At 55.1% G+C, this 24,702-nt stretch carries 16 protein-coding genes; 4 read left to right on the top strand and 12 right to left on the bottom strand.

The window, feature by feature from the left end:
- Positions 1–4: 4 nt before the first annotated feature.
- From Poly41_RS27540 to tssK, 10 genes are all read right to left on the bottom strand, one after another.
- Positions 5–814 (bottom strand): type VI secretion system accessory protein TagJ, encoded by an 810-nt coding sequence (locus Poly41_RS27540; RefSeq protein WP_146530594.1) that lies wholly within the window; start codon positions 812–814, stop codon positions 5–7.
- Between the two features lie 26 nt (positions 815–840).
- Positions 841–2,433: a type VI secretion system contractile sheath large subunit gene (tssC, locus tag Poly41_RS27535; RefSeq protein ID WP_197231692.1), complete on the bottom strand. Its 1,593-nt coding sequence runs from the start codon at positions 2,431–2,433 to the stop codon at positions 841–843.
- Between the two features lie 75 nt (positions 2,434–2,508).
- Positions 2,509–4,008 (bottom strand): type VI secretion system contractile sheath large subunit, encoded by a 1,500-nt coding sequence (gene tssC / locus Poly41_RS27530; RefSeq protein WP_146530592.1) that lies wholly within the window; start codon positions 4,006–4,008, stop codon positions 2,509–2,511.
- Positions 4,009–4,123: 115 nt separating this feature from the next.
- Positions 4,124–4,633 carry a type VI secretion system contractile sheath small subunit gene (gene tssB / locus Poly41_RS27525; protein WP_146530591.1) on the bottom strand — a complete coding sequence of 170 codons (510 nt, stop codon included), beginning with the start codon at positions 4,631–4,633 and terminating at the stop codon, positions 4,124–4,126.
- A gap of 120 nt (positions 4,634–4,753) precedes the next feature.
- Positions 4,754–5,899: a type VI secretion system protein TssA gene (gene tssA, locus Poly41_RS27520; RefSeq protein ID WP_146530590.1), complete on the bottom strand. Its 1,146-nt coding sequence runs from the start codon at positions 5,897–5,899 to the stop codon at positions 4,754–4,756.
- Positions 5,900–6,056: 157 nt separating this feature from the next.
- On the bottom strand, positions 6,057–6,797 hold the full coding sequence (locus tag Poly41_RS27515; RefSeq protein WP_146530589.1) for a sigma-70 family RNA polymerase sigma factor: 741 nt from the start codon (positions 6,795–6,797) through the stop codon (positions 6,057–6,059).
- Positions 6,794–7,180, bottom strand: a complete 387-nt coding sequence (locus Poly41_RS27510; RefSeq protein WP_146530588.1) for a hypothetical protein — start codon at positions 7,178–7,180, stop codon at positions 6,794–6,796. Before Poly41_RS27510 ends, Poly41_RS27515 begins: the two co-directional genes overlap by 4 nt.
- A gap of 12 nt (positions 7,181–7,192) precedes the next feature.
- Complete coding sequence (locus Poly41_RS27505; RefSeq protein ID WP_146530587.1) at positions 7,193–8,875, bottom strand: type VI secretion protein IcmF/TssM N-terminal domain-containing protein; 1,683 nt, start codon at positions 8,873–8,875, stop codon at positions 7,193–7,195.
- 10 nt (positions 8,876–8,885) lie between these two features.
- On the bottom strand, positions 8,886–9,530 hold the full coding sequence (locus Poly41_RS27500; protein ID WP_146530586.1) for a DotU family type IV/VI secretion system protein: 645 nt from the start codon (positions 9,528–9,530) through the stop codon (positions 8,886–8,888).
- A gap of 123 nt (positions 9,531–9,653) precedes the next feature.
- Entirely contained in the window at positions 9,654–11,111 is a 1,458-nt protein-coding gene (gene tssK, locus Poly41_RS27495) for a type VI secretion system baseplate subunit TssK (RefSeq protein ID WP_146530585.1), read from the bottom strand.
- Between the two features lie 255 nt (positions 11,112–11,366).
- Here tssK and Poly41_RS27490 point away from each other — a divergent pair, with 255 nt between their 5' ends.
- Both Poly41_RS27490 and Poly41_RS27485 read left to right on the top strand, forming a co-directional pair.
- The gene (locus Poly41_RS27490) at positions 11,367–16,286 is read left to right on the top strand and encodes a hypothetical protein (protein WP_197231691.1); all 4,920 of its coding nucleotides are present in this window, start codon (positions 11,367–11,369) and stop codon (positions 16,284–16,286) included.
- Between the two features lie 121 nt (positions 16,287–16,407).
- Positions 16,408–16,890, top strand: coding sequence for an Hcp family type VI secretion system effector (locus Poly41_RS27485; RefSeq protein ID WP_146530583.1), 483 nt, complete (start codon positions 16,408–16,410; stop codon positions 16,888–16,890).
- 319 nt (positions 16,891–17,209) lie between these two features.
- On the opposite strand, the gene Poly41_RS27480 is transcribed toward Poly41_RS27485, so the two are convergent.
- Both Poly41_RS27480 and Poly41_RS27475 read right to left on the bottom strand, forming a co-directional pair.
- A complete protein-coding gene (locus tag Poly41_RS27480) occupies positions 17,210–17,797 on the bottom strand; it encodes a hypothetical protein (RefSeq protein WP_146530582.1) in 588 nt (195 codons plus the stop codon).
- Between the two features lie 216 nt (positions 17,798–18,013).
- Positions 18,014–22,816 (bottom strand): vWA domain-containing protein, encoded by a 4,803-nt coding sequence (locus tag Poly41_RS27475; RefSeq protein ID WP_197231690.1) that lies wholly within the window; start codon positions 22,814–22,816, stop codon positions 18,014–18,016.
- A gap of 95 nt (positions 22,817–22,911) precedes the next feature.
- On the opposite strand from Poly41_RS27475, the gene Poly41_RS34435 reads away from it, so the two are divergent.
- On the top strand, positions 22,912–23,226 hold the full coding sequence (locus Poly41_RS34435; RefSeq protein ID WP_197231689.1) for a hypothetical protein: 315 nt from the start codon (positions 22,912–22,914) through the stop codon (positions 23,224–23,226).
- Positions 23,213–24,505 (top strand): FHA domain-containing protein, encoded by a 1,293-nt coding sequence (locus Poly41_RS27470; protein ID WP_197231688.1) that lies wholly within the window; start codon positions 23,213–23,215, stop codon positions 24,503–24,505. The genes Poly41_RS34435 and Poly41_RS27470 overlap by 14 nt, the downstream gene beginning before the upstream one ends.
- Positions 24,506–24,702: the final 197 nt, after the last annotated feature.

Here is a 24,702-nt window from a genome sequence, read left to right as displayed (position 1 = left end):
ACGCCTACTCCTGACGCTCGATCGTTACCAAACTCATGAACGGTAAATCAACGTCGCCAGCAAGCAAGGTTTTTTGTCCTCGGCCGCGAACAATCGAATCACCGCTTTCGACCCAATCGGTGCTGCGTCCGAGTCGCAAACTTGCGTCGGTTGCCGGTTGCCCATCTGGATCAAGATAAATTGCCGGCAAATAGACTTCGCCGTCCGGCCCCGATTCGATGGACAACGAAGCCTGACGCCAAAGCAAATCGATCGATCGTTTGGGCGGATGAACTTCGAGTGCAACGATTTGATCCCACTGGATCCAGAAGTACTTTCCCGTCGATGTATGGACCTCCAAAATCGGTGCGAGTACATCGTCGAGATCGCGAATCGCGGTAACGCTGTTGTCGTTGACGATCCATCCCTTGGTGTGTTTAGGTGCCGACTCATCGACCGCTCCGATCCATTTCGCGGCCTCCACCAAGTCGTTTTCGCGTATCGCCGTCAGCGCTCGCACATGGTTCTGCAGTTGCGGTGAGGGTGTGCCAATGAACTCTGGCATCCTCCCGGAACAAAAACACTCGCGACGCGATAACTCGGCGCGAACGAGTTGCCGAAACAGTGCGGCGGCCATTGCCGCCTGAGTATCCTGATTGGAAACCGTCTCCATTTGGCGATCGGCTCGTTCGAGGTCGCCGGCGATACAGGACAACTCGGCTAACTGAAAACGAAGGTTACTGTCAGCCGGGTTCTTTTTGACAAGTTCGACCGACCGCTGGACCGCTTCATCAAGTTGTCCTGCCTGGTAAAGCTCGCTCGGTGTCATGTTCATGGTTTCTCTTTTGCTGTTGGTTGTTGCTATTCACTTCCCAAAATCGTGCTTAGCCGCACGCTGCCGACCATCTCATCCAGTTCATAATGAGGGGCCAATCGCATGATGCAGCGAAACGATCCCGGCCGACTCGGATCGGGCTGCACCGAAATGTCCGCTTCGCGGAGCGGTTTGCTGCTTTTGACAGACGCGGAGGCCTCGCGGTCGGTCGTCACGTATTCGACAATCCAATCGTGCAAAATTCGCTCCAACTCGGATGCCGTAGCGAACGAGCCGACTTTGGCCCTGGCGATCGATTTGATGTAATGTGCAAATTGCGAGACGGTCAGGATGTAGGGTAACATCGCACTGATTTTTGCGTTCGCCGTCGCATTGGCGTCGTCATACACCTTGGCACGTTGCAAGGATTGACCGCTGGCGAACACGGCCATCGGCGTATCCTTACAATCACAAAGCGGTAACAGCCCCATTTCGCTGAGTTGCCGTTCAAGCGAGTCCGTGACCGCGACTTCCGTAACGGGTCGCGGGACCACCCCACGTGAATCGGTGGGAAAGCTCAACGCTGGCAAATCGCTCACCAACCCTCCGGCATCCTCGTTTTGTCGCAGCCCACGAATGTCAGCTAACCAACCACTCGTTGCATACGAACGCATCGCGACCGCAGCGTAAGCGTAGGCTGGATTGCCCCACAAATAACCACTGCAATCGGGCTTGCGAACATCCTCGGAAAAGACGAATTGATCGATTCGGCTGCCGTCGTCTTCGTAGGGGCCACGCATCAGAATCCGCGGCAGCAGCACACCGACAAAACGAGCATCCTCTTCGTCACGGAGGCTATTCCATTTCAGGTAGTCCGGTCGAGACAGCCGCTCGCGATGGTCTCGAGTGACCTGCAACTGCGAAAACGACTCAAAATCCAACAAGTCGGGATGAGCTGCACATAAAAACGGACAAAATGCACTCGCTGCCACGCCGGCAATCGATCTCAGCACGAACACGTCATTATGCCGCTGCTTCGCCGTTACACGATGACTGATCTCGTAATCACCAACCATCAAGCCAAACGGTTCTCCGCCGGCCGTTCCGAAGCAATCCTCGTAAACCTTCTTGAACATTTGACTCTGATCAAATTCGACCGAGCGTTCAAAGTCCTTCTCCAATTCAGCCCAACTGACCGACAGCATCCGGATCTTGATCAGCGGATCACTTTCGATATCTCCCCGCCGAACCAAAAAAGCCAAGCCGCGCCATGAGGCCTCGAGCTTCTGAAATCGCGGGCTGTGCAAGATTGCGTTAACCTGATCGCCAAGCAGGGTGTCAATCGCGGCAATATCGGCGCTCAATCGTGTCGCGATCGCGTCGCCCGAGTCGTAACGAGGGTTCTCACGCCAACTTGGGCCCAGCCACAGGTCCAACAACTCGCCAACTTGATTGCTTTTTAGGAAAGCATCAAGCGTGCACGGAGCCCCGGTTGACGATTTGGCTTTGGCATCCGTCGCCGACGAGGGACCGCCCGATCGACCAAGGACGCTGTCCAACAACGAATCCGCGACCGACTCAGATGCGAAGCCTTGTTCGCTTCCTGGCGTCGCTTTGGGGCTAGGATCGGCGTCGAGCACAGCACGAACCCTTGGCGTGATGGAGTTTGCGCCGGTCTGGTTCGGCGCAGCGGGATACGATGGAATGGAGTGAATTTAGCTGCTCATTTTCGGAATGCTGGCGACCATCCGCATACTGGTCGTCAACTCCTCCATTTGCAGCCACGGTCTCATCCACGCAATCGCGTTGTACGACCCCGGTTTACCCGGGATCTCGCGGACTTGGATCTTTGCCTCGGCCAACGGGTAACGAGCACGAATTTCCGAGGACGGATTCGTGTCGGTTGTCACATAATTGTGGATCCAACGATCCAACCACGCTTCGCAATCGCTCGCCTCCATAAACGAACCGATCTTGTCTCGGGCAATCACCTTCAAGAAGTGCGAAAATCGGCTGGTGGCCATGATGTAGGGCAATCGCGCACTGATCGCCGCATTGGCGGTCGCTGCGGGGCGATCGTATAGTTTTGGTTTCTGGCAAGTTTGCGCACCAAAGAAAACGGAATAGTCGGTATTCTTGAAGTGGCACAACGGCAAGAATCCCAAATCGCTGAGTTCCTTTTCACGGCGATCGGTGATCGCGATTTCGGTGGGGCATTTCAGGTCCATGTCGCCATCATCGGATTTAAAAATGTAGGCCGGCAAATCCTCGACCTTGCCACCATTTTCGACTCCGCGAATCGCCGTGCAAAAACCGCTCTTGGCAAACGCATCGGTAAGCTTTGTACCCATCACATACGCGGCATTCATCCAGCAAAATTTATCGTGCTCAACGTGAACCGACTCACCCTTTGCCCCAACTTGAACCTCCTCATAGTCAAACTCATCAATCGTTTTGGTGTTTGCACCATAGGGCAATCGAGCTAAGGTTCGCGGCATCGTTAAGACACAGAACCGACTATCGTCGCTCTCGCGGAAACTTTTCCACTTCGTGTATTCGACCGCATCAAAAATCCGCGACAGGTCGCGAGGCTTGGTCATTTCGGTCCAGTCGTCAAAACCGAATAGCGTCGGATCGGCGGCAGAGATAAACGGACAGAAAGCGGCAGCCGCGACACCACTGACCTTGCTAAGCAAATCAATGTCTTCGGGATGGTTCGTAAACTGATAGTCACCAATCAACGCACCAAAGGGGGCACCCCCGGGTGTTCCGAATTCATCTTCGTAGAGCTTCTTGAACAGTTGGCTTTGGTCAAACTCGACGGCACGATCCATGTCCTTGAACAGTTCTTTCTTGGAACAATTCAACGCGCGAATCTTCAACATCTCACCGGTTTCGCTATTCATCACCAAGTGATGAACACCACGCCAAGTTCCTTCGAGTTGCTGAAACTTGGGTTGATGCATGATGGCTGCGAGCTGTTTGCTTAGCTTTGCATCGATACCAGCGATCGCGGCGTTGAGCGAACGCATGACGTCTTTGTCAAAGGTGACCGTTCCTTTGAGCGCTTCGCTGGTCAATGTCTTCAGCAGTTCTTCGGCTCGCGAACGCTCGGTTTGTTTGGTTGCCGAAATCGCCGTCTCCAGCAAGCTTTCACCGACGCTTTCCGAGACCTGTTGTTGGGCCGCTGCGGCCTTTTCTTTACTAGCACCCATAACGAAAACTCCAGTGCAAGGGATGTCAGTGGATCGAAGAGTAAAACGCGTCTGTTAAGAGAATGAACGGACATCAAGCGAGTCCTAGTTCCCATGGGCTGCGTCGGAGAAGAGCCTACTCACTCTCGTCGCCGCCGAGTTCACCGGAGAGTTGCTTCAATTGGTCGGTGTTACTTAAGACTTGTTCGAGCACATTTTCAAGATCCGCACTTCGGTCAATCTTGGTCGCCAAGTCACGAAGCTTGTCACGCGTTTCCATCAACTTGCGTAGTGGTTCGACTTGCTTGACCACGTTGGCTGGCTCAAAGTCTTCGATCTTTTCAAATTGCAAATTGACCGACATTTCGCTGCCATCTTCGGCGAGCGTGTTTTCGACACGCATGTCCAATCCCGGCGTCATGCGTTTGAGCACATCGTTGAAGTTGTCGCGATCGATCTGAATGAACTTGCGTTTTGTCAACGGATCAAGTTTCTTTGTCGGATCGCCAGAAAAGTCACCCATCACCCCGACGACAAACGGCAGTTCCTTGACAATCTGAGCACCTTCGGTTTCGACCTCATAGGTGATATGGACTCGAGGCTTTCTTACTCGACTGAGCTTCGTTTGTTGGCTTTCAGAAGCCATGGCGTTTTCTCCCCAAGCGGCGGTTGAAACATTGTGCCCCAATATCACACACGTTTGATTTTACCCCAGCCGATGGCGTGATGCAACACTCCAACGGAGGGGCCAGGGGAAAGGTGCCCGCTAGTCCTCTTCGGAGTCCCGTTTGATGTCGATTCCGGTACGTTCAGCAAATCGTACCAGCACGTCCTCGTCGGTGATCATCTCTTGTAGCAAATCAGGCAACTCCATTCGTCCAATCCGCACGGCTTTTTGCAGCATGTAACCAACGGGCGAGTGCGGTTCGGTCTTTCGAAAGAACTCGCTCGCTTGCAACAGCATGCGAAAAGCGTCCTCACGATTGGCCACTTGCTGTTTCACGGGATCGACATTCCCACGGCCGGATGTCGCAGTCGATTGTGTCAGCGATTCGGAATCATCATCCGTAGGTTCAGATTCCTCCGCCGAGTCCGGCGAGACGACATCGCGAGAGATCAAACGTAGCGTTCGTTGACACTGCTCCAGTGCTGCCGTGATCTGTGAGCTTGGAGGTGACACCGCCGGTTGATCATGGGCTCCGCACTTGCTCGCCAACAAGCGATTCATTTGCGAGAATGCTTCGATGGACTCGTCAATCTCTTCAACCGATTGACGCAATCGTTGTGGATCGATCTTTCGCGCCGCAGAATAGAATTCTGCTTCTGACGGTCGCGCATCGCTATCCTTCATGGCCTGCCGATAGGCTGCAAACGAGAGCCCCGGAGAATCATTGACGACAAGCAGCGGTATCGACTCGATCGGGATGATCAACGTACCCTGGCTGCTGACTCCGTTTAAACTCGCCAACTGGGAAAGCGTGCCCGCGTAGCCCTCTTCTTCATCCGGCGGCGGGCTAATGTTGTCCCAGTACTTCTCGACCAGCTGGACGACCAGTTGGAACCCATCGCGAAGTCCAGCAAATCCAGCCAAGCGGGTGTTCGCTTCGATGAGCCAGGACGCAACCCACAGATCCTTTGAGTGATTGGCAAGGATCTCTGTACAACAATCGACGACCGTTCGCCAATCGGGCGATTCGACTCGACGGTCCTCATCGGGCAGCATTGCCAGATCCTCATCGCTGTACATCTCCAACTCACGTTGCCGACGCTCAACTGCAACCGCTGCGGATCGACTGTCCTTGGCACGTTGCAGCAATTCGCGGTTGGTTTCACGCAAAAACGTGCCGGCGGGGTGTTCTTCGGAAATGGCTGCCGTGAGACGATCGAGATCGAGTGTGGGTTCAGATGCCATGAAAAGGATTCGCCTGCATGTGAGCGTCGCGGGTGGCTGATTTGATTACCACGATAATCGCGGATCGAGTGGGCGATAAGCGTGAGAAGCTGAAATTGCCCGGTTTTTCCGCTCACGTCGTACGATCTGTAAGGGTGCGGTGAGACACGGCACCCAATCAATCACGGCGGAGACTCTTGGCTAGCTGATCAAGACTCTTGGCGTGCAACCGGCTGGCCCAGCTCTTGCTGATTCCAGCGCGTTGTGCAGCTTCGGTCAAGGTGTAGCCGTCGAAGTAGATGCTTCGTATCAATCGAGCCGCATCGGGCGGCAATTGCGTGACGACCTTCTGTAGCTTCTGCTGCATTTCCAAGCTGGCCAGCGCGGCACTGGGCGACTGTTCCGTTGAGACGGCGTTCCGCAACGAGGGTCCATTGGTCTCGTCATCGCGCCCCGAGGCCAAATAGACGACCGTTAGTCGCTCGGTCACTCGCCCGATCCATGCGGCATCTTCTTCCGGCGTCGGCCGATCACTTGCCTCATCCTGTTCGCTTTCCAGCACGTCATCGGCGATCTGCTGAAACCGCATCCGTCGCAAGCGCGCCCGACTGGTCCACGTCATCTTGGAAACACCATCGTAGATCTGGCCACGAATGCGGTAATAGGCGAACGTGGTAAAGCGTGCCTGGGAGGTTGGGTCAAACTTTTGAGCTGCCTCGACCAACCCCAACTGACCATACGCGATCAGATCATCCAGTTCGATTGGAACGGGCAAGCTGCGAAACACGCTCAAGGCGATCGAGCGGACAAGGCCTTGGCCTTCCTCGATCAAGGATGCAACATCGACAGGTTCGGAAGCCGAAGCCTTTACCGTTTTTTTACCTTCCCGCTCATCGGAATGGGGGCATGGATCTGTCATTGGCTTGGCTCCAACGACTGCCACAACCGTTCAATACGTTGGCGACTCACCGGGTCATTCCAAAGCACGGCAGCGACGTCCCGGCGCAGCGGCGCGGGAAGGTCGTCCGCATGACTGCCCATTCGATACTGCAGCACCTGTTGGACCAACCGCTCAACCAAATCCGAGTCAAACAGCGTCGCACCCAGTGTTGTCCGCCACTGCCGAAGTGAAAGCAACATCGCACCGGGGTCCTCATGACGCCGACTGAGTGTCTCGCCCAAAACCTGAGCGAGCAATTGATCGCGGGGCGTCGCCAGCTTGTCGGCTTGCCGCTCAGCAGCAACGAACGGATCCGTTTGGCGACAAGAATCGTTGCGTGGTTCATTTTCTGGCATCATCATGTCGGGAAACCGTTACGTTGGTTTGAGCTTCCAAAAAATGAGCAGGGCAATCATGGCGGCGATCAACATCCCGTTCAAGATCGAGAGCACCTTGACAATGCCCTGCATGCGCTGCTCTTCGTTCATCGCTTCGCTACCCCACTCCAACTCCTCTTCTTCTTCGCGAGATTTCCGAAAGACGCTGGCCAGAAAGGCTTGCCGGTCCGGCGTTTGACCACTTGCGACGAAGTAGCAACCGCTAAACAACAGCGGCTCACGGCTCGACAGCGCAGTCGCCCCTGGATCCAGTCCATAGGAGGATTGGATCAGATGTGTGAGTCGTGGCAAGAAATTTGAGCGAATTCGGCACAACAATCCGTACAAGTGCCGGTTGCCTCGTTTGCTGAGCCCATCCTCCTCTCGAAACAACAGGTACGACCAATCTTCGAAGGCACCGCACGCGTGCTTCACGACGGCATCCAATTGATCCACTTTCGCCGGATTCCAAAGTCCGAATCCTTTTCCGAAGCGCTGCGTGGCAGCACGACCGGTTCCCACCCGACGCACAAGTTCTCGGAATCCCGATTCCTCTTCCATTGCGTCGACGATATGCGTCACGCTACATCGCACCCGTGCGGCGCCACGGATCGTAGCCAAGTCTGCTTTGATCGCTGTTTGTAATTGAGTCACCGCTTCACCGGTTCCGTCGGCAAGCAAATGAAATGGCGTGGTGACCAACACTCCGTTGATCGGACACATTGGATCTCGAACTCTACGGATGCATCGGCAAAGGTAAGCCAAGAGGGCCGAAGCCTCACTCGATTGAGAAATTGCCAACCGGGGCGTTGCGGACGGTTTTCCCTGCAATGCAGGTCCTTCGGCACCGGGCATGCCAACCATCATCGTGCCGCGGATCCCATCGTTCGCTCCGCCACCCCCACCACTTGATGGCGGCTGCAAATTCGCGGCCCCAGGAACGCTGAACGGCGTAACGGGGTCCGAGGAATCTCCGCCAAGCTGTGGTTCCGCATAGGGATCTGACGTGACGGAACCCACTTGCAGCGTTCGAGCAGGATCATAGGCTGGCTTGGCTGGCCCCGCAGCCGCGGGAACGCCGCCGGTCGCAGCAGCCAGCATTCCGCCCTCGCTCAGCAAGTGCCCCAAACAGCAACACTCGGTACAAACCACATAGATGCTCTGCGGATTTGCAAACACATGCAGCGGGCCGGGACCACTCGGGACATGGACCGAAAACTTTGAGTTCGATGCCGACATGAAGGCAGTGGCGGAAACCACATCACCCGGACCAAGTACCAGAAAAATCGGAGTTTCCGAGGGATTGATGGATTGAACCCCCATCGCTTTGACCGCTTCCTTCCAAACCCGGTCGATTTCCGGATAGGGTGACGGTTCGCCTTCAAGCCACAACTTAAGCGTGTACCAAACCGTGCAGGGGATGATGAAGACCAACAACAAAATCGCAAAGAACTCGCCATCAAAGAAGACCTCGCCTTGCATCCTGCTGGGCATGAACCAATACAAAACCCAACGCACAATTGCGATCGTCAACAAGCTGACGAACAGCAGCAGTGCGACGCGCACTGGTAGCGGTAGCCCCAGCATCCGTTTGGGAGAACTGATCACGTTGCTGGGGATTCGAGCCAACATCCGGAACGGATAGAGGATCAAATCGATAAAGCTTCGAAGGGCATGCATGCGTGAAATCTCACGGTGAGGGCCACAGAATATGATACGCCAGCGCGGCGGTGATCGACGCGAGCATGATAAAAAACAGTCCCAATGCGATCACTAAGTATTTTCCTTCCAGTGGCGGTGCACCGGGGCCGGGACGGCCAAGTTCCAATAGCTGCGGACGGCCTTGGCCAAGTTGGATGGACATCGCCATTCGCCGCGCCCAATCATCAAGCGATCGTGGTAACCCGAATTCCTCGGCATGCTCCACCGCACTTGGGTCACCGTACAAGCCGCGAAAGCCAAGCACGACACAAACGTAAAAGACTTCTAACGCATCCTTCTTGGGAAACTCGCTCGCCTTCTTAGCCTGCAAGTAAAATGCAGTGAACGCATCGCCTGAGCGGAACAGCTGAAACTCCAGCCGGTTCTCTTCCCACCAAGTGCGCCCCTCCCAAGGTGCTTCGATCAGCAGATCATCGACCCAAGCGACAAGTGCATACTTCGCCAATTCCCAATCAGGTCGTGATCCGAGTCGATTTTCCGCATGATCGATCACCCCTCGCACACGCACGCTGATGTCCTCGGGCAGCGGAGCACGACCGGCCTCGATTTCGTCCATGACGGACAAAACATAGGTGAAGATCGGATCAACAGCAGCGGAAAACTCGGGTGACATGAAAATGAAGCTTTCAAGCGGTTAATAGCGGCCAGGACTTGTAGTGGAGTTCATGACGAACCATCGATATCGTGGACCTTGAACAAGATCCACACCCTCTTTCATTGTCCGCACGATGCTAACCTACTGACCCTGCGGAACGGCAAACAAACTCAAACGGATGATTCCACAAATGTTGTTCGCGTTGATGTGCAAATCCTTTTGACCTTGCAGCGTATCAAGATTCTCAATCAAGTTCTCGTTGAATCGTGCCCCCAATGTCGGCGTGTCCTGTGACTGCAGTTGATCCCAAATCAAACCGCTACGTTTGACTTTGTAGAAGATCCAATTGCTGCCTTGCGGCAAGACTCTTGGTGCAGAGGTCTCTTCGATCATCAAACCAGGAACACGAAATTTGAACATGTAGTCCACTTTTTCACTGCTGCCCAGCTTCCAATCCAATCCTTTTGGCGACAGCAGCTCGCGGATCTCCTGAGCACTGATTTGTTGGTGCTGCACACCAATGTACCATTCCCAATCACGTCCGAGCCACTTTTGACTCAGGGAAACCTCCAAGCCGCGGCCCGCACCGATAAAGTCGCGACGTTCGTACTTGTATTCCTGCACCTCGGTAATCAGCGATCGAATTTCTTCGCGAACCCAGCGAAAAATCCGGGCCAAATCGTCATGGTCGTACAACGGAATCTCACCGGGCCGGCGGTCACTTCGGAAAATCGACAATGACCCGACAATCCGACACAATTCGGTATAAGCAATCAACGGATGCACGCCGCCGGCAAACGCCAAGGATCGCAAAGAAGCAAAGCCTTGATTGAGCGAATGAAGCATCAGCAAGCGACTAATGTCGCCCGCTTCCAAAGCTCCCTGCATGATCCCGCGGCTCGTGACTTGGGCACTGAGTACCTCGATCTTCTGTCCGATGATGTCGTAAACCGCTCGAACGTAATCGCGAGCCAGTTCGGGCCAAGCGTCGCAGGCTAACAGCGGCGGGATGTAATCAGCATCCAATTCCGGTGCCGCCTCGGTCGCACCGCTACGCTTGATTCTCGCGATTGGGATCGTCTCGAAACCCGCTAAGTTCTCCGTGCCCAGCAAACATTGCACATTCAATGACCGCTGCTGAATCTCCTGCTCATTGCCACCCGCGTTCTCGTCCGGCACGTCCGAATCCCGAGATACATAGCGATGCTCGCCTCCGCGCTGACCAAGCAGGTTCGCACGCCCAAGACGCAGTTTGGGGACTGCGAGAAAGACGTCGATCGACTCGTCCTCTTCGAACGCCTGTGAAAGGTCCTTGGCTCGGATGGATGCCGATTTTCCTAAGTCCTTACGATCGGGTTCCTCTCCGGTGGACAACCAAATGATGGTTCCATCACGTAACCTCGCCTTGCACTCGCTCAATTCAAACTGGCCATTAGCAATCGCTTCTTTGCTAAAACTGATTTGCCGCAATCCGTAACTGTAGCCATGATCCAACGCGACTTGGTTACCCACCAAATCGGTCAAGCTACGCTCAGCAGCCTGCATGTGATGTGGCCGAAGAAACATTCCCTCCAGCCATGCGACCTGCTCGTTTTGCATTGCTTTTTTTCCAGAGAACCGAGAGGAATAAGGTGACACATCGGCGTTGTTCTTTGGGCGGCTTGGCTGCAACGACCGCTCGCGCACGTCGCAAACACTTTCCGTGGTCAAACCAGATCACGAAAACCTTGCCGACTTTCGTTTCAAGAAACCGCGACGCTTCTCGATTGGCCAAGACTGACGACCTTAGTTTAACAGTTTTTGGGTGGCGAGCCTACTAGGTGGCGTACGCCACCCCCTCTAAGATAGTAAATAGTGACTCCTGGCACAAAACTCTCTTCCCAGGCATGGCTGATGAGCAACTCGAGCGTTTACAGCGAACGAAAATCTTGGCGTCAAACGCAATCCTCCGGTGGCAACCGCTGGATCGGTCGCATCCTGTTTACCTTGATCGCACTGTTGCTGTTGGCATGGCTCGTTTACTTCTGGCTACGTCGTCAGCCCGCCCGAGAGCTAAGGGCGTTCCTGATTCAGCCCGGTTCGCTCGATGGCGATGTCATCATGCCGACCATGTACGGCGCATCTGCGACCGAAGCAATCGTCACAAACCTAAAGGCAGTGGAGATCAATGGAACCGCCGCTTCGATTCAAGAGCAGCTTCAGTCCACCACGGAGCTGAAGGAACGTCTGAGCGATTCAGACGATTGTGTTTTGGTCATCGTCAGAGGCTATTTGCTGGCCGGACCCGATGGCGAACCGATGATCGCATGCAGTGATTTGCAGCCGGGCACCGAATCCGATACACCCAAAGGCTTGCTGCCCCTGACCGAACTACTCGCCCCAATGGCTGCGGATGCCCCTGCGCAGTTTACAGGGACACGATTGGTCGTGCTGGACATCGAACCATTCGCAACTCTGCCGCGATTGGGCCAATCCGATGATCAGGCCTTTGCGAACTTGTCGAATGTCGTGGCAAACCTAAAGGGTCCTGATGTCGATTCGTTGTGGGTGATGGTGACTCGTGGACCACTTCAAAACGTCGGTTGGAACACCGAGGCGAACTTACCAATCTCAACCGCAACACTGATCGACGCACTCGGTGGTGAGGCAAATTTCAATGACGACTATGAGATCAGCCTTGACGAACTTTGCAACTACATGGCCGCCCGATACAAACGGCTTGAGCAACGTGGCGATGCGGAGTGTCCGCAAATCATGATGCTGCGTGGCGGCATTGGGCGAATCACCAAGCAATCCGAAATCGAAAAGGTGTGGATCACAAGCTCAATGCCTGCGGTGGAACCGGAGCCAATCGACGACACCGAGACGAACGATCAGTCACCCCAAAAGAATGTTGATGGAACGACGGATAATCCGACGGGTGATGCTGCGAGCGATTCCGTTTCCATGCAGATCCGACCGGTACGTTATCAAACGCCAATCAAGCCGCCGCCGGCGCTCGGCGCTGACGAGCAACCGGACACGGCACGACCCGCAGCCGATGGAACAGCGAGCGGGCCGGCACAAGCAGCGGGCGGGCCAGCACAAGCAGCGGGCGGGCCAGCACAAGCAGCGGGCGATGCGAGTGGCACGCCAGAAACATCGGCCGACACGATGACGGACTCAGAGGTGCCGGAGGCCACGTCCTCGCCAAATAGTTTTTGGGACTACCGGGATTGGTTGGAAACAAATTCAACCTTCGACCGTCCCCACCCGATCGCAATCGCTCCGCAACTTTGGCAGCGGCTGATTGTGGAGATCCTGCACGCCGATATCGAAACGCTTGACCCCAATGCAGATCAATCCAAAGTCGATCGGCTAGTCCAGACGACCAACGACCTAGGCCTCCTGATTCGCTCAGTCGAATCCGCTCGCAACCAAACAATCGATCAAACGGGCGACCCATCGGACTACAGCGACGTGCTGGTTCTCGAATTGGCAAGCCGTTGGCGCACGGCGCGACCGAGTAATCCGATCGTCGACGAACAAGTGCGTGCCGCGAATGAATTGCAGTTGGTCATCGCTGTCGCCCGGTCGCGATTGTACAGCCGCCTGCTGTACCGCGAGCAGGCGATTCTCAGCAAAAGTCCTTCGCTCGCCGATGATTTCGATTGGCCGAAAACGCTCACCGAGGCCGAACACCTACTCGCCGAACAGAATGCACAACCGAGTGGCAATCATGTTGATGTGACGGAAATGCAAGAGCAGACTCGTCTGATTCGATCGTTGATCACGCAATCCGACAGCGAGGTTCAAGAGAAGATTGCGAACTTGCTAGAACAGTTCGGTAGGGTCGACGAAGGCAACTCGTGGCCCGTGATCCGGCGGGCCCAGGCTTGGTTGCGAAGCCCGCTACCCAGTGGAAAGCTACGCAGAAAGATCATTGAAAAGTTGGCTGCGACCAGGATCGAACGTGTTGACACCCAGTCGATTGAAATCCGCATCGCATCGAGTGAACTGAGTGCTCAGACACCTCCGAATGCGATTGTCAGTAACCAATTGTTGCCTTTGAAACGCGACTATAGTCGGTTTGTCGCATTGGAGCCAGGTTCGCAAAGAGAGCTGCCGGACGTGAAATCCTACACTCTGCTCAGCGACCATTTGCGAGCAGCCGACTCCGGATTTCGCAATCATTTTGCTGCTGCGTTGCGGATTGCTCCCTCGGATGCCGACGCCGAGGATCATTTGAGCCCCATCATTCACCGCGTCGTCGCGGCTCCTCGCGTGCGAGATCCGAAAGCACGTATTTTGGATGCCTCCGATCGACCGATCCAAAACAACGAACTGACGATGCAAGCGACAATGGACTCTCTGCAGGTGGAGGTCCAACCCGACAGTGACCGCACGTCTTCCTATCGGATCATTGCCCGTCAACGACAACTGGATCAATTGGGTTTCTCGAAGCCGCCATTGGAATTGACCTGGCGAGCTGGCAGCGGAGTACAAAAAACCGCAACCGACGACACCATCACGCTAACCGTGTCGGCTCGCGACACCGGAGTGGCTCGTTTGGATTTGCGTGCGTTGCGCGAGCGTGATGAATCCTCATCTGCGACCCAGGTGGCAATTCGAATCGAGCCGATCGATCAAGCAATGGATCCGGCACTTAAGCAACTGGAGTCCACAAGGGTGCTCGGAGTCCGATTGCCCCAGTCGGACCAAGTGCGTGTTGCGGTGATGACGGAAGGGCTGAGCAAAGAAGTGGTCAGTGGCAATGACAACCTTGCTGGGGGCGTTTGGTTACGTACGTTTGCGTCGCGTAGGACGTCGTTCTCGTTGTCGTTGTTCAATGAATCGGGACGACCGGCGCGGGCTCGTGTTTGGCTCCTCAAGCTAAAGAACCCTTTTGTCGGCGAGAAGATCAGTGCGTACTGGCCAGACCTACTGGCCCACCGAATCGGTGCGCTAGAATCACCGCTGCTCAATGCCAATGGACGAGTGGACGCGCGCGTGTTGTCTGGAGCCCAAGTTTTGAAAGGACCTGCGGAATTGAGTTTGGGATCGGGGGAAGAACGGACTCCACTGACCTGGAATCCGCCACCCAGCGCAGACTCAGCAACTGCTGCGAATGCGACCGCGGCAAGTCCGCCAGCGAATGTTACCGATGTGGATGTTTCGCATGGCATGGCCTTGGTGGTTCGATTGCTTGACGAATCCGGGAATGCAAAGCCGGGAAATGACGAGATTGTTTGGCTGATCCCAAGACCTTGGTCCCCAGAGGACTACGTCGAGATCACGTCGCTGCAATTCCGTGCTGGAGAGGTGACCGTGGATGCTACGCTGAAGTCCAAAATCGATGGCGATCAATCCCTCGACGAGATCCCTGAGATTAAGATGACGCCCGTGACGGTTCGTTGGACGCAAGATGACCAGTGGGACCGCTTTGAGCGAGATTCGACTGGTCCGCGGCGTGAACAATCGATCCTGCTTTCTCCGGGAACGATCGCGAGGCGAATGGAAGTTCTCGTGCCCAATCGCAATGAGACCAACGTGCGGTTGGATGTCGATGGTTGGCCACGAGCGATCCGCCGTGCGATCAGTCATCATGAAGGAGGCCGCGGCAATACGCGCACACGCTGGGATACAATCGATTTTTCTTCCGTTTCGATCGACTACGGTGACACACCAACGAGCCTTAGCGCGGACGATTTGCCCATCTCAGCTACCACCGTCTACTTCCCAAGCCGTGTCTTCTTTCGTGGCAATGGTCAGTCACTAACGACCGTGATTAGCGCGGATCTGTCCGCCGATCTTTACGAGGATCGTTCGACGCCAGAAATTCGATTACTCGTTGATAGCCATACCCAGCGGCGGTATTGGACCGATCGCATCGTTTCCACCTTGGCCAATTCGATCGGCGACGGTGGCCAAATCGAACTGACGACTGACGTGAATGATTTGACGGAGGTGTGGACGTCGGAAGCTAAACGGGCGGATGATCAAATTTCTTTTCAAGCCGAGATCCAGATTAAGGACGAGGTCAAACGCTCCGCCTTTGAACTGACGCTCGACACAACACCACCGCAGGTTCAGCGACCGCGACCGAGCAACTTTAACACGCCCTACCTTGGCGAGTCGGTCACTTGGAATGTGGATTGCGCAGACGTGATCCGCAACAATGCGTCGTCCGGTATCAGCCGGGTCGTAGTCGGTGTCGATCAGAACGGCGATGGAAAACCAGACACAAATGACCGCACGTTCGTCTCGGAACAAGCCAATAACTTGCCTCGAATTCCGCGGGCGTTGCGAACGTTTACGCCAGAGAAGGTAGGCCGGTTTGCGATTGCGGTGCAGGCTTGGGATGCTGTTGGATTGGCCAGCCAGGGAGCCAGCGATGCTGTCGATGTCAAGGCTCGACCCCCCAAGCCAAAACCGGCCCCCGCTTCGGCTGAGATGAACGCTCAGGCAAATCCTCCTGCCGGTGCAAAACCGCTGGTTGCCGCGCCGCCTATGCTCGGCCGGATCAAGGGGCGGATTGAAAGCCGCAGTGCGATGCGAGGCAAATTGGTTCTGTCGCCTGCGCCGGACAAGATCCGACCAGGTGATACGATTGAAGTCGGCGGTGCGAACCCGGCCTTCGATTTTTCAAATGTTCCGGCCGGTGAGTACACGTTGACGTTCCAGGGCACGGTGAACAATTCCACTCGAACGTACGTTTGGTCCGGGTTGAAGATTGATGTCGCAGGCGGAAAGCCATCGCTATCACTTTCGCCAGCCGCCGCAGAATCAAAGTAGTTTCCGTTTCTTTTCATTCGAGACGCAACTAATTTGACGAAGCCACGAGAACAGTGATATCACGGGGGCAAACGCCTTCGAAATCACGTTCCAACCCGGTTTTAACCAGAGGAAGAATCAAATGGCTGCTTACATTAAATTCGATGGCGTTGATGGCGAATGCCTCGACAAGGATCACAAAAAGTGGAGCGATTTGTTATCGTTTAGCCAGGGGGTTCATAAACCAGGTGGCGGAGCGACGGGGTCCACGCGCCGTCGCGGCGACACGATCTTGGAAGACATCCAGTGTGTCAAGGAACTGGACAAGTCCAGCCCGAAAATTGCCGAAGCGGTATGCAAGGGTAAGGTTTTCCCGAAGGTCGAGATCGAACTCACTGCATCCTACACCGATGCCGGCCGAGTGACCTACTATCGCTACGAACTGAAGAATGTTTCGGTCACCAGTTATCAAATCGGCGGTGCTGGACAAGCCGACGATGTGCCGACCGAGAATTTCTCACTGAACTTTGAAGAAATCAAAGTGACCTACACCGAAAACGACAGTGCAGGCAAGAAGAAAGGCAACGTCGAGTACAGCTGGAAAGTTGAAGAGGGCGAATCCTAATCTGATCGACACTGCGAGGGAGGTCGCTGACCATGTCAGCGGCCATTTTTTTTTGCATCAGGCGACGAAGCCACAATCATGGCGGACCGTTCCGATTGAGTCAAAAACAGACTGCGCACGTTGGAGTCGTAGGCTTTAGCCGATTCAGCAAGGATCCAGCACGTAATCGGCTAAAGCCTACCACTCCAACGAATCATCCGGGTTAGCGCTCGTTTCGCCGGCATAGGGACTCGCTGGCTATTCCAAAATGAGTTGACGGCTCTTAACGTAGCATTTCTTCCTCGCGAACCCGAAGGCTCTAGAATGCGTCGAAGCTGCACTACGCGGTAATGTAGATAATCTGCTCGAAACGCCCGTTTCCGAGGTAGACAGGGCCGACACCGAGTTCGCGGAGTCTTCCGCCCGCAGGATCTAAATAGACGATCTTTCCCGATGTCGCTCTTCGTGAAGCAACGATGAAGTGGCCTCCGTTGCGAGTGCTACCCTCGTACCAACCGAGCAAAACGATCGCGGGCGCCGTGTCGCTCAGCCTAGCCCCATCGACGGTGTTCCCCCGCGTGAAATTCGTCAAGTGTGTCACGGTCAATCCATCGTTCCGGATCGCCTGTGCCACTTGCCCCATGAAGGTGCCGAAGTTCGCGAACATATTCCCAAACGTCTCCTGGTTATTCTGGTGAGCGCCGGGGCTAAGGGACATGGGGGCCGGTGCTTCAGGGACTGCGACGAGCCCGGCGACAACTTGGTGATACGTCCGCCAAGCCAACGCCCACTCCGCCTCGTTAACGGTCATTTGTAACGCTTGATTACGAGCCATCCAGATACTCGCAATGGCACAAGAACTCGCTTGTTGCTGAGCCCAAACTTGATGAGTCACGTGGTCGCTATCATCTCGGTAGTGAATGGTCATAGCATTGCTCCCCTTTTGCGGACGAAGAAAGGTCTGTCAGTTTCCCTACAGACTGTCATCGTTCGAAGGCTAGATTTGTTGTCAGCATTGCAGGGAAACATCGCACTTTTTCGCTGTTTGGGTTCCAGCGGCATTGCTTGTCGTCTATCGCTCTACGAAGTCATGCAAATACGCGATTTTTAGCTGCGAAGGGTGCCCGTGTTTTCCGGTCGTGGCTTAGCGACCAGAGATGGAGATGCTGCCTCGGGCGTGTACCGGAGCGGAGTCGGTGATCTCACCTCGCTTGGTGACGAACACCTCTAGATTTTCAGGCGGTCGGTCATACTCGAGAACTTCTTCGACAACACCCTCTTTGGGGTACACGCGCGTTGTCTGTCGATTGGGAAGTGGCTGCGAAAGCAGACGAACCGATTTCACCGGTGAATCGGCGGCATAGGTTTCCGTTATCGATAGTTGTAACTTGGGTTCTCGCTGGCGTTCAACACGGAAACTTACCCCCGGGACCGAATCCAATGCCACGCTGCTTTCTGATCGAAGTGGCAAGGGTTCGCGACTGGCCTCAGGGTCTCCGAAACGAAGCCACGCCTCGATGTGGACGTTGTTCGCCCAGTCCGGCCAATCGTCGACGCGACAAACTAAGACAGGAACGCCACGCGACACCTCGAACTCTTGCTGGTTGATCGAATAGCTGATCGTTCGACGACGCTCAGCGTCAACTCCAACCAGATCGATCCATACGTCACTCGGTCGCGGCGTGAAACTTTCCGACGACGTATTCTCAATCACCAATTTCAATGTCAGTTTCCGATTGTTGTTCACGTCCGGTGGGAGTGCAATCACGGAGTAGCGATTGCTGTCACTGCCGTCGACTTCCAATTCCCGAAACACATTCAGTCGACGAGGGAAGGGAACATGGGCCAGTCGACCACCACGCAGTTGCAGAACGAACGCTTCGCCTCCTTCGACACGGACTTCCGTTGAGGCCGTTTCCGTCTCGCTGGTTTGTGCTTCGATCTCGTACGGCAGGGCCGGCCGCACGGGTTGCCCTTTGAGATTCCCCTGTCGAGGTGGGGGCCACTGATCGAGAACCATCGTGGAGCCCAATTCAACTTCCTCACTTTGGATTCTGCCGTCTCGTTTCCAGACCGATTGCGGTCGAAACCTTAGATTTTGAAGCTTGTCAATCAACTCGTCTCCGTCCTTCGCTTTGACCACACAATTCGGAAACGCAAGGTTCAGGTCGGCTTGAGGATTCGTGTTGGCAAAGTTCACAATATGCAAGTTGACGTTCGGATAACTCGCCCGATTCGCAACCGCTTGATCACGGAAAGAAGCCGTTTCGACGCCAACGCAAAACGGTACGCCATCGGTCACGACGATAATCCGTCCGTCGCCAAGACCCAGCATGCCGTAGGCTTTGTTGATCGCTTGATAGGTTGGCGTCACCCCTACGGCAGATAGATTGTCCAGTTCCGACACGAGTAGCTGTAAGCGAGCATCTTCAAGTGGAGCCAAGTCAACTTTCGCTTCGACATCAAAATTTGGATTGTGCGACGCGCTGCGATCATCGACGCGGATGGATGCCAAACGGACCTTCTGCCCTCCACGAATCGTGTAGGCTTGATATCGCTTGGGGTCCACCTCGTCTCTCACCATGATATCCTTCTTACCGTCTGCTCCAACCGTTTGAACCCAACCGTATCGGTGTCCAAACAGCACCATCCCAACACGGGTCTTTGCTGGCAGACTCTTGAGGAATTGCTTCACGGCGCCGCGAGCTGCATCAAGTTTATTGATGTCCATTGAACCAGAGCAATCGAAGACCAACACGATCTTTTCCGCATCCTGTTGGGCCGCTTGCACGAACGCCGTGGGTGGGCCGTAATGGGGAAGCTCAAACAACACCGTTTGCGGATCGCGAATTCGGCGAAACGTCAGCCCACCACGACGACGCAGTCCACGAAAGAACGACTCGACGACGAAGGTGTCGTCGACGCTCGAAATATCGTCGGACACCGTAAACGAGGTGGTCAGCGATTCGTTGGCCGCTTCGTCCAACGATAGTCGCTCCGAATCTTGATTCGTCCATACGGAAACATCTCCGGGCGGTAGGATCCTGGGGGCCGGCAATTGAAACGTGACCGCCTTTCCACTGACCTGCCGCAGCAGCGGTCGTTGCTCAGACCGCTCGGTGGGGCTTGCATTGAGTGTGGCGTTTTCGGTCGCAGCCTGATTTGCATCCGCTAATCGTTGCTGCAGATCGCTGCCGTCGAGGATCGGAGGTAACGGCTTGAACGCTTTGATCCCAAGCAGCCGATCGGTAGCTTGGACAAAGAACGGTTCTTCACCTTCTCGCGCCTCACACCAACGTTCACGCAATGTTCGGGCCGCTTGCTCCATCACAAACAACTGCAAATCCAGTTCGAATCGCTGTTCGATGGCACGCTGCATCGATTTTGGGCGATCACTCAGGATGACGGTCTGGCATCGCAATTGAGTTTCTTGATCGTCGATGTCCTGACGAACGGACGCCAGACGCTCGCCGCTGCTGCTGAGCTCTTCGGGTCTGCCCGACACGTTACCAAAATCTTGGTTGCCAAGCTCGACAATCTTGTTGCGAAGCAAAACTCCTTCGGAGGAGAGCGAAGCGGAGGATGCGGGGGTTTCCTCTTTGTCCGTCGGTGTCGGGGCTGCTTCGGGACAGGTCAGATCCTGCGTTTGGTCAAGCCAATGGACCCAAGCATGTTGGTTCTCGATCCGTACCGATTCCTGCAATTGCTGTTGCCACGGACCGTTCGATTCCGGGATCCGCGTTGGACTCTCGGGCGATTCGGTAGCGGTTAGGTCCAATTGGTTGTTGCCAATCATTTCCACCAACCTTTGGTGGATTCCGGCGCGTTGAAGCGCATCTCGGACACCAGACCCCTGCAACAGAGCGACGGCTTGACGAAGTCCGCGTTCGTCACTCGCTTTCGTTCCGCGAATCTCATCGACTCGCTCTTTCAATCGCAAACTCAGCCGATCCATCGCGACGTCGGCTGCCATCCTTGCATCATTGATCTGAGCGAACGAGCGGTCGTCAATCATCCCCAAATGGTTCACCGCATCCTTCAGCCGCAACCGAGCCGCCAAACATCGTACCTTATCGATTGCATCTTGAATCAACTTGGCCGATACCCTCGATGCTTCCTGCTGTCCAAACGCACCGACGTCCCAGAGCAACGTTTCGGCGATTCGCGGCACTTCGTGAAGCATTTGATCACGTAGCTGATAGGCTTCGGAAACCATGTCGCCGCGTGCATGAATTTTCCGGTAGTCAGCGGTCGTCAATAGGGAAAGCTGCGTTTCCGCACCACCGGATTCGCCGTGCCCCAAGGCTGCATCGGTAAACCGCATTCGCTGGAAATCCAACGTCGTGGTGGCTTGGCGAATCCAGAACGACGCACGAAGATCCTTTGTTAACAACGCACCACGACTGGCCCGATGGGATTCGACGATCGCGTTGGCTCGAATCCCACCAACCTGTGGCAGATCAGGAGCAGACAGCAATCGAATCAAGTACGTTTCGACCAAACGGCTCGGTTTGTTCGATTCGACGGTCACGCGATCAAGCATTCCAGCGGCGGCAGTGAGTGCGTTGGATTCAAATTGTTTTTTAATCAGCCAGGGCCACAGAATCTCCGTCAACTGCTGTTCGTCAATCTCCGCTGCAAGCTGAATTTTCTCGGGAACCGGTTCTTTTTCCCAGGCGGCGGTAAACTCCTTGATGGCCTGATTCGCCCGTTCCTGAGTCGCACCGAGCCGTTCCGACGCTGGCTCACACCCGAAATAGTCGACCAATTGCAACTCCGGCAAAGCCTCTTGCTTTGGGATGCGAGACGACCCATTGCTGAGTTCTCGCAGCAGTTTCTCGCAGTTTGCGATCACACGGTCACGATCCGATTCATAGGCCTGACCCGCCAAGGCCAGTTGGTCTAGTCGGGCAAGCTGTTTTTCTAGAACACCCCAAGCCAACGGATTCGTCACCAACGGCGGATGCGTTCTCTTGGCGATTTCGTTGTGTCGATCCCAGAGCCGATCCACTTGTTCAAAGACGTTCTTCAACTGGTCCACATCGACGTCCGGCAAAACGGGACTCGGCACAGGCTCGGGTTTTTGAATCAACCGCCAAGACGCAGCATGCTCGCTGAGTAGTTTCGGGTGTTGATTGGCGTCCCAAATCGCTTGAGCGTCGGTAGAGACTTGGCGACGAACATCGTCGGCGATTTCACCAACCGTGATATAGCGATCATTGCCGGTACTCGCGCTGCCAGTCAACGATGCGATGATGGCCTTGGCAAACAAACTTCGTCCGCGCCGCGGGTCACACCAACTTCGCTCACCTTCGCTACTGGAAACGATGACGGCAATCCGATTTTTGCTCTCGCGATCGACGACTTTTCCCACCGCTTCGGTAAACGAATCATCAAGTTTTCCCCAATCCCAAATCGGCCCGCCACGCGTGCCATCGAGAAAAAGCACGACTCGTGTTTTCTCCGTCGCGTGGGTTTCGCGTCTCGTTTCAAGTGCCTGTTGAACCGATTGCAATAATTCTTCGACGGAGACCCATGTGGATGGGCTAGTCGGTTCGCTGTCGCCAACCAGCAGGTAAGGTTGGTCCTGGTGTACGATGCCTTGTGCGGTAACAAACAAGACGATCATGTCGCCGCCGGGGCCGCCCGCAATCGCGGTGGTTAAGGGATCGGTGATTGCCGTCAACAGACGACACTCGCTGTCGTTTCCCGCCCGCTCCATCGATCCCGTTTGGTTTTCGACAGTGCTGAGAAACTCAACATGCTGGCGAGCGTCGCGGTTAAACCACGCTTGCAAGTATTCGGCGTCTTCTTTGGCGAACGGGTTGGGGGGAACCGGCAAGGGGTCAGAGGGAAGGCGGGGTGCTGATTGGGTCACAGCAGCAACGATCAGTGGCACATCGTGGTCTGGACTCCGCCGCCAATACCAAATCAAAATAAGGGTCATGCCAATTGCCAGTGTCGCCAACGCGCTGACGTGAAACAGCAATTGACGTCGACTGCGACCTCGACTACCAAACTCATCTGCCTTCGTTACGCGTGATGCCGAACGAGAAGATCTTCTCCAACTGGCACGCGGTGCCGGTGATCTGCTATCCCGCATCGAATGTACGCCTCTGCTATTTGATTGAACGTTCGAAACGCCGCAGCACGGTTGCCGCGCTCGATCACCACAGTATACTGCTCTCTCGTGAGAAATCGCGGCAAAAACAGGATGCAATTGCCGTAAAATGGATGCGAATTTCTTTAGGGATAAGTGGCAAGACGAGCTGGAGGGTCTCTCTGACAAGGACTCCAAACATTGCGGTGATCGCCGCGTCAGGAAGAAAAGAATTTGCGAGTTGTGATCGCTATTGAATCGGGGCCACGAGCCGGGGCCAGATGGCTGCTGCGTAGCGGTGAGAAGCTGACGTTCGGGCGTAGCGAACAGGCCGACATTATCTTTGCCGATGACCGCGTTTTGTCGTCGAACCATTTTCGAATCTCGCTCGAAGGCGATCTCGGTAGGGTTGAGGATTTGCGATCGACCAACGGCACCTGGGTGAACGAAGTCAGGGTGATCGAAAAGACGTTGACCGATGGCGATCAGATTCGAGCCGGAAGCCAGACCTTCGTCTATCACTTGGAATCGTCTTTTTCCACCGACGGACGATTACAGGACTCGACCGGAGATCGAGAGGGGCCAGCGGCGGCAAAAATCGGTCCTTCAACGGTGCCCACCAAGAAAGAACTGCCGTCGATAGAGTCGCTTGAAGAAGAATCGCCCGCGGAACAGAAGACGGTTGAAGAATGCTCCGAGCTAGACTGGCCCGCTGACGCGCGCGATCCCGTTGATTTGGAAGAGTCGGACTCTCCCGTTTCTGCTGCCGTGCCTCCGCCGATATCGGAACCCCTGGCCGATCCGGATCCCTTTCCCGCGGGCCAGTCGATCTCGCCCTTGCAAAAAACGCAACCGAAGGATTTGTCAACCAAACCCAAAACGGCACCCAATTCGCCATCGAAAGGGCTGCCGAGCACTTTAACGCTCGAAATCCAAGGGTGCCCTTCCGGTTTGTATCGAGCGAGCCAGACGACCGAGTCCATCGAGGCGGCGAGGAGCGATCAAGTAACAATCGGACGACAATTGTCGAACCGCTGCCCGTTGACATTCATCATCGACTTTGGACGAACCAAAATAAAGCCGCCTGAAATCGTGCAGGGCGATTCATCGGATTTCCTGCTCGCGAATCTGCCGTCTGATGTCGCTGCGCTCGTGTCACCGAGAATGCTGCGTCCCACGAACCTCGACCAACAGGAAGATTGGCTCAGAGTAGGTTGGGGGAAAGATGGGATGATTGTACTCTTCACTCATGTCGACGTGCCACCTTTGCTCGAACACCTGCAACGCTTGATCCAGGCAAGTGCTTGCGATCCACACGAGGCGAAGGGGATGCTTGGACTCTGTTGGCCAAGTCTGCTCGAAGCGTCCCTTCGCGAAGGCGATCCCACGTTAGCAGCGGAGATCATCGAACCATGCGAGGCAGTTCTGGTGGAATCACCCGCCACCGCGGGCGGTTGGGAACTGTATGGTGATCATCGACTACCGCAACTACTGATGGCGTGCGAGATATCAACAACATCGCCAAACGACGCGTAAGCATCGCGTGAACAACAAGTGACGACTTGGTAGTGGACGAGGCCACGAGTCCCGTGTTGCAGGACTCGTGGCCTCGTCCACTTCTATGAAATGTTTGCTGCTGTCAAGTGACTGTTGTGTTGGGGTGGTTGTTGATTGAGTTTGCGTTTAAACGATCCGGTTCCCCATTCTTCTATCCGAGCTCTGATGGCCCAAGT

Origin of the sequence: Novipirellula artificiosorum, from assembly GCF_007860135.1 — a bacterium.
Classification (GTDB): domain Bacteria; phylum Planctomycetota; class Planctomycetia; order Pirellulales; family Pirellulaceae; genus Novipirellula_A; species Novipirellula_A artificiosorum.
The sequence above is the reverse complement of the archived record's forward strand: the minus strand, read 5'-3'. Positions and strand labels throughout refer to the sequence as shown.

What these genes read in the sequence shown, in the direction of transcription:
- Poly41_RS27505 (WP_146530587.1), bottom strand. Translation starts at nt 8,875, where the DNA reads ATGCATGCCCTTCGAAGCTTTATCGATTTGATCCTCTATCCGTTCCGG.
- Poly41_RS27510 (WP_146530588.1), bottom strand. Translation starts at nt 7,180, where the DNA reads ATGATGATGCCAGAAAATGAACCACGCAACGATTCTTGTCGCCAAACG.
- Poly41_RS27540 (WP_146530594.1), bottom strand. Translation starts at nt 814, where the DNA reads ATGAACATGACACCGAGCGAGCTTTACCAGGCAGGACAACTTGATGAA.
- tssC (WP_146530592.1), bottom strand. Translation starts at nt 4,008, where the DNA reads ATGGGTGCTAGTAAAGAAAAGGCCGCAGCGGCCCAACAACAGGTCTCG.
- tssK (WP_146530585.1), bottom strand. Translation starts at nt 11,111, where the DNA reads ATGCAAAACGAGCAGGTCGCATGGCTGGAGGGAATGTTTCTTCGGCCA.
- Poly41_RS34435 (WP_197231689.1), top strand. Translation starts at nt 22,912, where the DNA reads ATGCCGAACGAGAAGATCTTCTCCAACTGGCACGCGGTGCCGGTGATC.
- Poly41_RS27480 (WP_146530582.1), bottom strand. Translation starts at nt 17,797, where the DNA reads ATGACCATTCACTACCGAGATGATAGCGACCACGTGACTCATCAAGTT.
- Poly41_RS27475 (WP_197231690.1), bottom strand. Translation starts at nt 22,816, where the DNA reads ATGACCCTTATTTTGATTTGGTATTGGCGGCGGAGTCCAGACCACGAT.
- tssA (WP_146530590.1), bottom strand. Translation starts at nt 5,899, where the DNA reads ATGGCATCTGAACCCACACTCGATCTCGATCGTCTCACGGCAGCCATT.
- Poly41_RS27515 (WP_146530589.1), bottom strand. Translation starts at nt 6,797, where the DNA reads ATGACAGATCCATGCCCCCATTCCGATGAGCGGGAAGGTAAAAAAACG.
- Poly41_RS27500 (WP_146530586.1), bottom strand. Translation starts at nt 9,530, where the DNA reads ATGTCACCCGAGTTTTCCGCTGCTGTTGATCCGATCTTCACCTATGTT.
- tssB (WP_146530591.1), bottom strand. Translation starts at nt 4,633, where the DNA reads ATGGCTTCTGAAAGCCAACAAACGAAGCTCAGTCGAGTAAGAAAGCCT.
- Poly41_RS27485 (WP_146530583.1), top strand. Translation starts at nt 16,408, where the DNA reads ATGGCTGCTTACATTAAATTCGATGGCGTTGATGGCGAATGCCTCGAC.